Below are 12054 nucleotides of genomic sequence, written 5' to 3' on the forward strand. Positions count from 1 at the left end.
CCACAACCGTTCGTGCCGAGCGAAATCGAGGCACCGTGCGTCAGACGTTGCGCTCGAAGCCTGTCCCTCGACTTCGCTCGGGACGAACGGCGAGCTCAATGCCGGAAGTGGCGCATCCCCGTGAACAGCATCGCCAGCCCCGCCGCGTCGGCGGCCGCGATGACGTCCTCGTCGCGGATCGAGCCGCCCGGCTGGATCACCGCGGTGGCCCCCGCCTCGACCGCCGCCAGCAAGCCATCGGCGAACGGGAAGAAGGCGTCCGAGGCGACCGCCGAGCCGATCGTGCGCGGTTCCGCCCAGCCGGCCTTCTCCGCGGCATCCTTGGCCTTCCATGCCGCGATCCGCGCCGACTCGAGCCGGTTCATCTGGCCCGCGCCGACCCCCGCGGTCGCGCCGTCCTTGGCGTAGACGATTGCGTTGGACTTGACGTGCTTGGCGACGGTCCAGGCGAACAGGCAGTCGGCGAGTTCCTGGCCGGTCGGCTGGCGCTGCGTCACCACCTTGAGATCGGCCTCGGAAATCGCGCCATTGTCGCGCGACTGGACGAGCATGCCGCCGGCGATGCTCTTCATCATCAGCCCCGGGCGTTTGGCATCGGGCAGGTCGCCGGTCAGCAGCAGCCGCAGGTTCTTCTTCGCCGCGAACACGGCTTTCGCCGCATCGTCGGCGGCCGGCGCCACCACCACTTCGGTGAAGATGCCCGAAATTGCTTGCGCCGTCGGGCCGTCGAGCGGGCGGTTGACCGCGATGATTCCGCCGAACGCCGACACGCTGTCGCACGCCAGGGCTGCCTGATAGGCCTCGACCAACGTCTCGCCGGTGGCGACGCCACACGGATTGGCGTGCTTGACGATCACCACGGTCGGCGGCCCGTCGCGAAATTCGGCGACAAGCTCGAGCGCGGCGTCGGCGTCGTTATAATTATTGTAGCTGAGCGCCTTGCCCTGGATCTGCTCGGCTTGCGCGATACCGCGGGCGCTCGGGCCGACGGGGACGTAGAGCGCGGCGTGCTGATGCGGGTTCTCGCCATAGCGCAATTCCGCCGCCTTGCGGATCGGCACCGACAGCGCCTCGGGAAACATCTGGGCTTGGTCGGCGTGCGCGAACCAGGACGAGATCATCGCGTCATAGGCTGCCGTCGCCGCGAACGCCTTGGCGGCGAGCATCCGGCGCGTCTCGATCGTCGTCGCGCCGCCATGGGCGTCGAGCTCGGCAATGATCGTCGCATAATCGGCGGGATCGGTGGCGATCGCAACGAAGGCGTGGTTCTTGGCCGCCGAACGGACCATCGACGGGCCGCCGATATCGATATTCTCGATGATCTCGTCGCGCGCCGCACCCTTCGCCACGGTCTGCGCGAACGGATAGAGGTTGACGACGACCAGATCGATGGCGGCGATGCCGTGATCGACCATCGCCTGTACGTGAGCGGCATCGTCGCGCACCGCGAGCAGTCCGCCATGCACCTTGGGGTGCAGCGTCTTGACGCGACCGTCCATCATCTCGGGGAAGCCGGTGAGGTCGGAGACGTCCTGCACGTCGAGGCCCGCGTCACGCAGCGCCTTGGCGGTGCCCCCGGTCGAGACCAGTTCGACGCCGTGGCGCGCGAGCGCGGCGCCGAGTTCGGCCAAGCCGCTCTTGTCCGACACCGACAGCAGTGCCCGGGTGATCTTCACGTTCGCCATGATGTCCTCAGATGATTAGCCGGCGCGCTTGAGCGCCCAGGAGATGCTGGTGCCGCCCGCGGGGGTCTCGCCCGTGACGACGAGCTGGGCCGCGGTCACCGGCCGGCCGCGGCCGTCGATCGAAATGCTCTCCTCGATCGCGAGCGCGCCGCCGCGACAGCGGAACTGCCACAAGGGACCGCCGTCGATGCGGAGCAGCGCGCCGAGCCCGTCGGCGGTCGCGGTCGGCTCGACGCCGGGGGCAAGATGGAAGCGCAGCGCGAAGCCGATCGCGCCATGGCCCTTGCGGCTGCCGGCGGGCAGCAGCACGTCGTCACCGGCAAGTTCGCGCCCGTCCGCGGACAGCACGAGCTTGCGCGAATGTTTGAGCCCGAAGCGGCGGACATAGCCGTCATGCGTCGCCTCGATCCGGCTCGCCGTCTCCTGCTCCTGGCGGTCGAGTTCGACCAGCGTGACGCCCTTGCCCAGCGAGCCGTCGGCATGGATCGCGGTCGAGTTCGAATCCGCCAGGATCAGCGTCGAATGCGCCGCACTGGTGCGCAGCGCCTCGGCGATCGGCCGCGGCAGGCCGCCCCAGGGCCGGTCGCCGCCGCAATTGACGACGATACGGTGGGCACCGTCGCTGAGTTCGAAGCCGAGCGTCGAGGCGCAGCCGCCGCGCGCGAGCCGTGAGGCGGGCGGCGGCGCGCAGTCGGCGACGACGACGGTGGCGCCGCCGGCGAGCCGCTGGAACCCCCATTCGCGCGACTGGCGCTGCGGCCGGGTGCGGATGCCCGTGGCGGCGATCGCGCGCGAGACGCGCTCGGCCGACAGCGGCCCGCCGCCCTGCCAGCTCGACAGCGCGCCATCACCCATCGTGACGCCGAGCAGCGCCGGGACGGCGCGTGCGAGCGCCTGCGCGATCGACACGGGCACCTCGCGCCGGCCAAGCTCATAGACCGCGATCAGCTGCGCGAGCAGTTCGACCAGCTCGACGAGATCGACCGGCGAGCGGCTGACGATGCCGCCATCGTCGTGCACCGCCAGCGTCAGCGCCTTGGCGATGCCCTGCTCGCCATACAGCAGCCGCGGCTCGCCGCCGGGGATCAGCATGCCCGCCGCGATCGAGCCCGCATAAGCGGCGACGCGCGGCAGACCGGTCGGCGCCTTCTCGGCGACCCGGTCGAGATGACGCGCCCCCCGCGCGAGCGTGTTGAGCACCGCCGAGCGATAGACCAGATCCGACGAGGACAGGATCAGCGGCGCATGCATCGTCCAGGCAAGGATTCGATGACCCCACAGATCGGGCCGCCACGCCGCCTCGTCGACCGCAGCGGCATGGCGATCGAGCCAGCGCCGGGTCAGCGTCTCGGCAGCAGGGACCGCGGTCGCGCGGGGGCCCGAGGCGGCGAGGTCGCGCAGCCAGGCGAAGCTCTGCAGATAGTCGCAGAATCCCGCCGAGCGGCCGGGGGCGGCGAAATCGAGCGTCGCGGTGTCGGTGCGTTCGCGGCCCTGGCCGATCTCGCCGTCGAGAATGTCGAGCCCGGCCTCGCGATCCCCCGCGATCGGATCGGTCGGCACGCCGAGCAGCTTGAGCGGGAAGCGCCCGCGCAGCCGCAGCGCGTGCAGCGGCGTGCCCCAGGTCAGCCGGTGGAAGCGCGCCGCGACGCGCTCGGCGAGGCTCGCGCCGCGGTCGTCCCCGACGCGGATCAGACGGCGGCCGGGCTCGATGCCGTCGGCGATCGAATCGACACCCGCGTCTAGGAGCGGCTCGCGCGAGCCTTCGATCCGGCGGGCCACGGTCATCCCGCTAGGCTCCCCGCAGGCCGGCGATGTTGGCGGCATAGGCCGCCGCACCGCCCTTGAAGGTTGCGGTGCCCGCGACCAGCGCATCGGCGCCTGCCGCGAGGCACAGCGGCGCGGTGGCGTGATCGACGCCGCCATCGACCTCGAGATCGATGTCGCGTCCAGTCGAATCGATCATCGCGCGGATCCGCTCGATCTTCTTGAGCTGCGAGTCGAGGAAGCTCTGGCCGCCGAAGCCGGGATTGACCGTCATCACCAACACGAGGTCGATCGTGTCGAGCAGATAGTCGAGCACGTCCTCGTTGGTCGCCGGGCACAGCACCACGCCCGCGCGCTTCCCCAAATGCTTGATCGTCTGGACGGTGCGGTGGATGTGCGGCCCCGCCTCGGGATGGACGGTCAGGCAGTCCGCGCCGGCCTCCGCAAACGCCTCAAGATAGGCGTCGATCGGCGAGATCATCAGATGCACGTCGAACGGCTTGCTCGTGTGCGGGCGCAGCGCCTTCACCACCGCGGGGCCGATCGTGATGTTGGGGACGAAATGCCCGTCCATCACGTCGACATGGATCCAGTCGGCGCCCGCCGCGTCGATCGCGCGCACCTCCTCGCCGAGCCGCGCGAAATCGGCGGACAGGATCGAGGGTGCGATGCGGACCGGTTTTATCATCCCACACCGCCTAGCGCCAAGCGGCGCCCGGCATCAAGACTTGACGAAGCGCGCGATGAAGAAGCCGTCGCACCCGCCGGCTTCGGCAAGCGCGCCGGGGGCAATGCGCAGCCAGCCTTCAGGCGTCGGCGCGAGCCCTGCGGGAAGCTCGTCCGCGCGGATCGGATCGACGGCAAGGCCGCCGCTTGCCGCCGCCGCGACGCGCTCGCCCTCCTGCAGCTCGAGCGAGCAGACCGCATAGACGAGCGTGCCGCCGGGCTTCACCCACTCGGCGGCGCGCGCAAGCATCGCCGCCTGCTGCGTCGCCAGCTCGGCGATCGCGGACGCGCGGACGCGGTGGAGCACGTCGGGATGGCGGCGATAGATTCCGGTCGCCGAGCAGGGCGCGTCGAGCAGCAGCGCGTCGACGGGGGCCTTGGGTTGCCACTTCATGACGTCGGCCTCGACCAGCGTCGCGGGCAGCGCGGTGCGGATCAGATTGTCGCGCAGCCGTGCGAGCCGCGTCGGCGCGAGTTCGACGCCGGTGGTCTCCCAGCCGGCCGCCGCAAGCTGCAGCGTCTTGCCGCCGGGTGCGGCGCACAGATCGAGGGCGGTACCGCCGTCCTTTGCCTTGCCGAGCAGACGCGCGGGAAGCGAAGCCGAGATGTCCTGCACCCACCAGGCGCCCTCGTCATAGCCGGGCAGCGCGGTGACATCCGCGGCATCGAGACGGAGATGGCCCGGCATCAGGCTGGCCGCGCCGAGCCGCGCGGCCCACTCCGCGGTGGCGGCGGGATCGGCGAGCGTCAGGTCAAGCGGCGGCCGACCGGCGAGCCCCGTGCGCGCGGCTTCGACCGCAGCCTCGCCCCACACCTGCCAGCGTGCCCAGACCGGGGTCGGCAGATGCGGCAGGGCGGGCAGGCTCGCGCCCCCGCGCATCAGCGTGCCGAACACGCCGTGGACGAGCCGGCGCGGGCCGCCGTCGACCAGCGGCAGCGCGGTCGCGATCGCGGCGTGCGGCGGCGTGTTCATCGCCAGCGCCTGGACCAGCGCGATGCGCAGCGCGAAGCGCGCCTTGGCGTCATCGGGCAGCGGCTTCTGCGTCGCCGAATCGATCAGCGCGTCGAGATCGGGCAACCGGCGCAGGGCCTCCGACGCGATCGCGCGCGCCAGGCCGCGGTCGTCGGGGCGCTTGAGCACGCTGGTCGACGCCGACAGCGCCGCTTCGAGCGGCAGCCCGCGGCGCAGCACGGCGTCGAGCAGGCGGAGCGCGGCGCGGCGCGCGGCGGTACCGGCGGGTTCGGTCTCGGGACCGGAGGTGGGGCCGGTCATGGGTTGCACTTCGTCATTGGCAGGCCGATCTTGGAGCAGGAGATTGATGATGACCGAACGACGTCCCGGCGAACGCCCCGCGCATGTGAAAGCGCCCCCGCACCTCTCGCCGAGCCCGCCGGTGCCCGAGCCCGAGGCGTCGCACGACGTTCCCGCACCGCTCGATCCCACCCGCTATGGCGATTGGGAGAAGAAGGGCATCGCGATCGATTTCTGAAGCGCGCCTTTAAAGCCCTCTCCCACAGGGAGAGGGTTGGGTGAGGAGTTCCAGCCTTCGAAGTGGGACGCGACGCTGACGCGGCGCTCCCCCTCACCCCGACCCTCTCCCCGACGGGGAGAGGGAGAAGAACCGCCGCCTCCCTCATCGCGCCTCGTCCCTCAGCGGCCGCGCGAGCAGGCGCTCGACCACCGCGTCCACCGACGCGGCGCCGCCGAGCAGGTCGCGCACCGCCTCGACGATCGGCATCTCGACCCCGCAGGCGCGCGCCGCCTCCGCCAGCACCGGCGCGGTCGCGGCGCCTTCCGCGACGGTCCGGCGATGCGCGAGCAGCGACTCCGCGCTCTCGCCGCGGCCGAGACCAAGCCCCAGCGAATAGTTGCGCGAGCTGGTCGACGAGCAGGTCAGCACCAGGTCGCCCAACCCCGACAGGCCGGCCAGCGTCTCGGCGCGCGCGCCTCTCGCGCCGCCGAAGCGCACCATCTCGGCGAAGCCGCGGGCGATCAGCGCCGCGGCGGCATTCTGCCCAAGCCCGCACCCCGCGACGACGCCGCAGGCGATCGCCAGCACATTCTTGACCGCGCCGCCAATCTCGGCGCCGAGTACGTCGTCCGAGCGATAGGGCCGGAAGCCGGGCCGGGCGAGCCGCGCGGCGAGAATCGTGCCCAAAGCCTCATCGGCGCAGGCGAGCGTCACCGCGGTCGGCAGCCCGGCGGCGACCTCATGCGCGAAGGTCGGGCCAGACAGCACCGCGATCGGCGCGCCGGGGCGAAGGTCGGCGGCGAGTTCGGACATCAGCAGGCGCGAGCCCGCCTCGATCCCCTTGGCGCACAGGACCAGTGGCGTGTCGGTGACGGGCAGGCCGGCCATGACGGTGCGCAAATGCTGCGCCGGGGTGACGAGCAACCACGCGTCGCACGCGGCCAGCGCCTGCGCGTCGGTGGTCGCGGCGATCGCGGCCGACAGCGCGACGCCGGGCAGATAGGCCGGGTTGGCGTGATCGGCGTTGATCGTCGCCACGAGTTCGGCCGAGCGCGCCCAAAGCGTCACCGGACCACCGGCCGCGCCGACCTGCGCCAACGCGGTGCCCCAAGCGCCGCCGCCGACGACGCCCAGCCTCACGCCTTCACCCCCGCGCCGCGCACCGCCTCGGCGGAGGGGTCGAGCGGCCAGCGTGGGCGGGCGGGCGTGTCGAGCGGATCGGTCAGCCCCGCCTGGAAGCGCTCGACCCCCGCCCAGGCGATCATCGCGGCATTGTCGGTGCACAGCCACAACGGCGGCGCCGAGAAGCGCAGGCCATGGTCGTGCGCGAGCGCCTCGAGTGCGGTGCGCACCGCGCCATTGGCCGCGACGCCGCCGGCGACCACCAGTGCGGTTGCGCCCTGCGCCGAGGCCAGCGCGCGCCGCGTCCGGTCGATCAGACAGTCGACCACCGCCTGCTGGAACGCCGCGGCGATGTCCTCCGCGCGATATCGCCCCGAATCGCGTGCGCGCAGCACCGCGCTCTTGAGCCCGGCGAAGGAGAAATGCGGCTCGGTCGAACCGAGCAACGGCCGCGGCAACGGCACCGCGGTCGCATCGCCCAGCAGCGCGGTGCGCTCGACCGCGGGGCCACCGGGGAAACCCAGGCCGAGCAGTTTCGCAGTCTTGTCGAACGCCTCGCCCGCGGCATCGTCGATCGTGGTGGCGAGCCGGCGGTAGCGGCCGACGCCCTCGACCAGCAGCAGCTGGCAATGCCCGCCCGAGACGAGCAGCAGCAGATAGGGAAACGCCAGCGTCGGATCGGCGAGCCGCGGCGACAGCGCATGGCCTTCGAGATGGTTGACCGCGACCAGCGGCTTGTTCGCCGACAGCGCCAGCCCCTTGGCCATCAGCAGCCCGACCATGACACCGCCGATCAGTCCCGGCCCGGCTGTCGCGGCGACGGCATCGATGTCGGCGAGCGTCTTGCCCGCATCGGCGAGCGCGCCCGCGATCAGCGGCCCGAGCGCCTCGACATGCGCGCGGGCGGCGATCTCGGGGACGACGCCGCCATAGGGCCGGTGCGCCGCCTCCTGCCCCGCCAGCCGGTGCGACAGGATGACGCGGTCGCCGTCGACCAGCGCGGCGGCGGTCTCGTCGCACGAGGATTCGAGGCCGAGGATGAGCATGGCCGTCCCCTAGCCGTTCGTCCCCGGCTTGTCGAAGCCTGCCCCGGGGCCGGCCAGCGGGGGGCTGTACTTTTCCCTAGCGTCGGACGTAGGCAGGGCGCCAACAGGCTCAGCTCGAACGGATTCAGCGTGGTTCATCCGCTCAAACTCGGCACCCGCGGTTCGCCGCTCGCGCTCGTCCAGGCGCGGCTCGTCGCCGCCGCCTTGCGCGACGCGCATGGCTGGGACGAAACGGCCATCGCGATCGTGACGGTCAAGACCACCGGCGACCGCGTCCAGGACCGATCGCTCGCCGAGATCGGCGGCAAGGCGCTGTGGACCAAGGAGCTCGACCGTGCGCTGATCGGCGGCGAGATCGATTTCGCGGTCCACTCGATGAAGGACGTCGAGACGATCCGGCCGCAGGCGATCACGATCGCGGCGATGCTGGCGCGCGCCGACGTCCGCGACCGGCTGGTCGGCGCCGCGACCATCGAGGCATTGTCCCACGGCGCCCGGGTCGGCACGTCATCGCCACGCCGCGCGGCACAAATCCGGCACCTGCGCCCCGACGTCACGATCGTGCCGTTCCGCGGCAACGTCGACACGCGGCTGCGCAAGCTCGCCGAAGGCGAAGCCGATGCGACGCTGCTCGCCGCCGCCGGGCTCGACCGGCTGTCGCGCTTCGATGTCGGTAACGCCGTGCCGATCGACGTGATGCTGCCCGCCCCGGCGCAGGGCGCGGTCGGGATCGAGGCGCGCACCGACGACGTCGCAACCCGCGCGCTGCTCGCCGCGATCGACGACCGGGCGACGCACATCTGCGTGCTGGCCGAGCGCGCATTGCTTGCCGCGCTGGGCGCCGACTGCCATTCACCGATGGCCGCGCTCGCCCGGCTCGACGGCGATCGCATCGACATCGCCGCCGAGCTGCTCAGCGAGGACGGCGCGCATCGCTGCGCCGACCGGACGACGATCCGCGCCGATCGTCCGGAGGAAGCCGGCGCGCTCGCCGACCTGCTGCTCGCCCGTGCGTCGCCGGTGCTGGCGCGGCTGTTTACCGGGCGATGAGCCGACCGCTGCTGGTGCTGCGGCCCGAACCCGGCGCATCGGCGACCGCGGCGACGGCCAACGCGCGGGGCCTAGCGGCGATCGTGGCGCCGCTGTTCACCATTGGGCCGCGCGACTGGACGATGCCTGCCAAGCGCCCGCAGGCGGTACTGATGACCAGCGCCAACGCGGCGCGACAGGGCGGTCCCGGGCTCGCAGCGCTCGTCGACCTGCCGCTTTACGCAGTCGGCGACGCGACCGCCGCGGCCGCACGTGCCGCCGGGTTCGCGCACATCGTCACGGGCGAGGACGGCGTCGAGGCGATCGTCGCCCAGGCCAGACGCGACGGCGTCGCCGACCTGCTCCACCTTGCCGGACGCGATCATCGCGCACCGGTCGGCGCGGCCGTCACGATCGAGCGCCGCTTCGTCTATGCCGCCGACGCCGTTACCACGCTTCCCGAAGTGGCGCATGAGGCGCTGCCCGATGCGATCGCGCTGCTCCATTCGCCCCGCGCCGCGGCCCTGTTCGCGACCTTGGTCGACCCCACGCACATCGCGATCGCCGCGATCAGCGTCGCGACGCGCGATGCCGCCGGCGCGGGCTGGCGGGCCGTCGCGGTGGCGGACCGCCCCACCGATGCCGCGCTGCTGGCGGCGACGGCCAAGCTGTGCGATCACGGCGGATGACCGAGATGGGGCCGCGGATGGACAGCGAGTATGAGTTCGACAGCGAACCGCGGCGGTCGCGTTTCTGGTTGTGGGCGCCGCTGACCGTGCTGGCCGCCTTCGCGGGCGGCGTTTTCCTGATGGGCTGGCTGGTCACCCACGACGCGCGTACGGCACGGCTGCTGCATCTCGAGACCGCCGAGCAGGCCAAGGCCGAGGCGGTGCTTGCGCAGAAGGTGGTGATCCGGCCGGTGCCGGTGCCGGTGGTCAAGCTCCCCGGCGGGGTCGATCCGCAGATGACCGCACGGGTCGAGACGCTTGAGGGCAAGGTCGCCGACATCGAGACGCAGGCCAAGGAAGCGACCGGCGACGCGTCGCGCGCCGAAGGGCTGCTGGTCGCCTTCGCCGCACGGCGCGCGCTCGATCAGGGGGTTGGGCTCGGCTATATCGAGGGGCTGTTGCGCGAGCGCTTCGGCGGCACCCAACCGCAGTCGGTCGGCGCCATCCTGACCGCGGCGCGCACGCCGGTGACGCTGGCCGACCTGCAGAACGGGCTCGACGCGATCGCGCCGGTGCTCGCACAGGGCGGCACACCCGATGAAAGCTGGTGGGAGTCTTTCCACAACGCGCTGACCGGCCTGGTCGTGGTGCGGCGTGCGGGCGAGCCCTCGACGCTGCCCGCCGACCGCGTCGCGCGGGCCCAGCGGCTGCTCGAGGCGGGCCAGGTCGACGGCGCGCTTGCCGAGATCGCGCGGCTCACCGACCATCACGCCGCCGACAAATGGATCGTCGGCGCCCGCCGCTATCTTGTCGGCCGGGCCGCGCTCGACCAGATCGAGACCGCCGCCTTGCTCGATCCGACCACGGGGGGCCCGATCGCGGTGCCGCGTCCCGCGACCACGGCGCCCGCGCCGGCTGCCGTCGCTACGCCGACGACTTCGGCTTCCGACTGAGCCGCACGGTCGCCGCCTCCAGCTTGGCCAGCGCCGCCTCGAGCGTCGCGACTTCCTCGCCCGAAAAGCCGTCGAGCAATGCCGCCTCCATCGCCAGTGCCGCGGGTGCGACGCTGGCGTAGAGCAGGCGCCCCGCGTCACTGAGCGCGAGCAGCTGCGAGCGCTTGTCGTCGGCGTGCGGGGCGCGATCGATCACGCCGCGTGCGACCAGCGCCCGCACCGCGCGGCTGACCGTCATCTTGTCCATCACCGTCTGCCCGACGATCGCAAGCTGGGTCAGCGGCGTGCCTTCCCCGAGCACGGCGATGACGCGCCATTGCGGGATGCTCAGCGCAAACAGCCGCGAATAGGCCTCGGCGACGAGATCGCTGACCCGGTTCGAGGCGATCGACAGGCGATAGGGCAGGAAGCGTTCGAGCCGGAGCAGCGACGGCGGCACGGCAGGCGGAGGCGACGAAGAGGACATGGCGCCCTCTTCGCGCCTGACGCGGCGCGGGGCAAGCGCCGCCATTCTGATCCAGATCCGAGTCGATACCCCTCCGAAATCGGCTAATCTGACGGTCCGCGGGGGGCTGTGGACATGGGCTGGTTCGATCCGGTCGGGGTGATCGCGCGCGAACTCGCGGTGGCGGCGTCGGTCGGCTTCCTGCTCGGCGGGCTCGACGATCTCGTCATCGACCTCATCTGGCTCGGTCGCTCGCTGTGGCGGAACGTCACGGTCTATCGCCGTCATCCCCGCGCCGACGCCGGCACACTGTCGCCGCCGACACGACCGGGCCGGCTCGTGATCGTCGTGCCGGCCTGGCAGGAGGAAGCGGTGATCGGCGGCATGGTTGCGACCGCGCTGGCCACCGTCCGCCACCCCGACTGGCGGCTGTATGTCGGCTGCTATCCCAACGACCCGGCGACGCTTGCCGCCGTCACGCGCGCCGCGGCCGGCGACCACCACGTCCGGATCGTCGTCGGCGACGTGCCGGGTCCGACGACGAAGGCCGACTGCCTCAATGCGATCTGGCGCGCGCTGTGCGCCGACGAGCGCGTCGACGGACCGAGCAAGGCGGTGGTGCTGCATGACGCCGAGGACATCGTCCATCGCGACGAATTGACCGTCTATGACTCACTGATCGAGCGGTTCGCGCTGGTCCAGATCCCGGTCCACGCCCGCGTCGTGCGCGGGGTCGGCGTGTCGGGCGCGTTGGTTTCGGGCCATTATTGCGGCGAGTTCGCCGAGGCGCACGCCAAGCAGGTGGTGGTGCGCGAGGCGATCGGCGCCGCCGTGCCCTCCGCCGGCGTCGGCTGCGCGATCGCGCGCGACACGCTCGGCGCGATCGCCGCGCAGCCGGGCAACGCCGGCGGTCCGTTCGATCCCGCCAGCCTGACGGAGGATTATGAGCTCGGCCTCCGCATCGGCGCGGCAGGCGGGCGCGGTGCGTTCGTGCGGTTGCGCGCGGCGGATGGCGATGGGCTGGTCGCTGTCCACGCCTGCTTCCCGCACCGGATCGACGCCGCGGTCCGCCAGAAGGCCCGCTGGCTGTCCGGGATTGCGCTCGCCGGCTGGGACCGGCTCGGCTGGTCGGGCGGGGTCGCCG

At 72.2% G+C, this 12054-nt stretch carries 12 protein-coding genes; 5 read left to right on the forward strand and 7 right to left on the reverse strand.

Annotated features, from left to right (window positions below):
- Positions 1-95: 95 nt before the first annotated feature.
- From purH to Q0326_RS06265, 4 genes are read right to left on the reverse strand one after another with little or no spacing between them, the layout of a single operon-like run.
- Positions 96-1685, reverse strand: a complete 1590-nt coding sequence (purH, locus tag Q0326_RS06250; RefSeq protein ID WP_298688254.1) for a bifunctional phosphoribosylaminoimidazolecarboxamide formyltransferase/IMP cyclohydrolase — start codon at positions 1683-1685, stop codon at positions 96-98.
- A 15-nt stretch (positions 1686-1700) separates the two neighbouring features.
- On the reverse strand, positions 1701-3470 hold the full coding sequence (locus tag Q0326_RS06255) for a heparinase II/III family protein (protein WP_298688256.1): 1770 nt from the start codon (positions 3468-3470) through the stop codon (positions 1701-1703).
- Positions 3471-3474: 4 nt separating this feature from the next.
- Positions 3475-4137 (reverse strand): ribulose-phosphate 3-epimerase, encoded by a 663-nt coding sequence (gene rpe, locus Q0326_RS06260; RefSeq protein WP_298688258.1) that lies wholly within the window; start codon positions 4135-4137, stop codon positions 3475-3477.
- A gap of 33 nt (positions 4138-4170) precedes the next feature.
- A complete protein-coding gene (locus Q0326_RS06265; protein WP_298688260.1) occupies positions 4171-5448 on the reverse strand; it encodes a transcription antitermination factor NusB in 1278 nt (425 codons plus the stop codon).
- 46 nt (positions 5449-5494) lie between these two features.
- On the opposite strand from Q0326_RS06265, the gene Q0326_RS06270 reads away from it, so the two are divergent.
- Positions 5495-5665 carry a DUF1674 domain-containing protein gene (locus Q0326_RS06270; protein WP_298688262.1) on the forward strand — a complete coding sequence of 57 codons (171 nt, stop codon included), beginning with the start codon at positions 5495-5497 and terminating at the stop codon, positions 5663-5665.
- A gap of 144 nt (positions 5666-5809) precedes the next feature.
- On the opposite strand, the gene Q0326_RS06275 is transcribed toward Q0326_RS06270, so the two are convergent.
- The gene (locus Q0326_RS06275) at positions 5810-6787 is read right to left on the reverse strand and encodes an NAD(P)H-dependent glycerol-3-phosphate dehydrogenase (RefSeq protein WP_298688264.1); all 978 of its coding nucleotides are present in this window, start codon (positions 6785-6787) and stop codon (positions 5810-5812) included.
- Positions 6784-7815, reverse strand: a complete 1032-nt coding sequence (tsaD, locus tag Q0326_RS06280) for a tRNA (adenosine(37)-N6)-threonylcarbamoyltransferase complex transferase subunit TsaD (protein WP_298688267.1) — start codon at positions 7813-7815, stop codon at positions 6784-6786. Before tsaD ends, Q0326_RS06275 begins: the two co-directional genes overlap by 4 nt.
- Before the next feature lie 129 nt (positions 7816-7944).
- Here tsaD and hemC point away from each other — a divergent pair, with 129 nt between their 5' ends.
- The 3 genes from hemC to Q0326_RS06295 are packed head-to-tail and all read left to right on the forward strand — an operon-like array spanning position 7945 to position 10465.
- The gene (gene hemC, locus Q0326_RS06285) at positions 7945-8865 is read left to right on the forward strand and encodes a hydroxymethylbilane synthase (RefSeq protein WP_298688269.1); all 921 of its coding nucleotides are present in this window, start codon (positions 7945-7947) and stop codon (positions 8863-8865) included.
- Positions 8862-9533, forward strand: a complete 672-nt coding sequence (locus Q0326_RS06290; protein ID WP_298688271.1) for a uroporphyrinogen-III synthase — start codon at positions 8862-8864, stop codon at positions 9531-9533. The genes hemC and Q0326_RS06290 overlap by 4 nt, the downstream gene beginning before the upstream one ends.
- Positions 9530-10465, forward strand: coding sequence for a hypothetical protein (locus Q0326_RS06295; protein WP_298688273.1), 936 nt, complete (start codon positions 9530-9532; stop codon positions 10463-10465). Before Q0326_RS06290 ends, Q0326_RS06295 begins: the two co-directional genes overlap by 4 nt.
- Here the strand turns inward: Q0326_RS06295 and Q0326_RS06300 are convergent.
- Entirely contained in the window at positions 10437-10931 is a 495-nt protein-coding gene (locus tag Q0326_RS06300; RefSeq protein WP_298688275.1) for a MarR family winged helix-turn-helix transcriptional regulator, read from the reverse strand. The two genes, Q0326_RS06295 and Q0326_RS06300, sit on opposite strands and share 29 nt — an antisense overlap.
- Before the next feature lie 114 nt (positions 10932-11045).
- Here Q0326_RS06300 and Q0326_RS06305 point away from each other — a divergent pair.
- Positions 11046-12054: glycosyltransferase (locus Q0326_RS06305; RefSeq protein WP_298688277.1), on the forward strand; the 1009-nt coding region annotated here is incomplete at its 3' end.

Source organism: uncultured Sphingomonas sp., from assembly GCF_937859915.1.
Classification (GTDB): domain Bacteria; phylum Pseudomonadota; class Alphaproteobacteria; order Sphingomonadales; family Sphingomonadaceae; genus Solisphingomonas.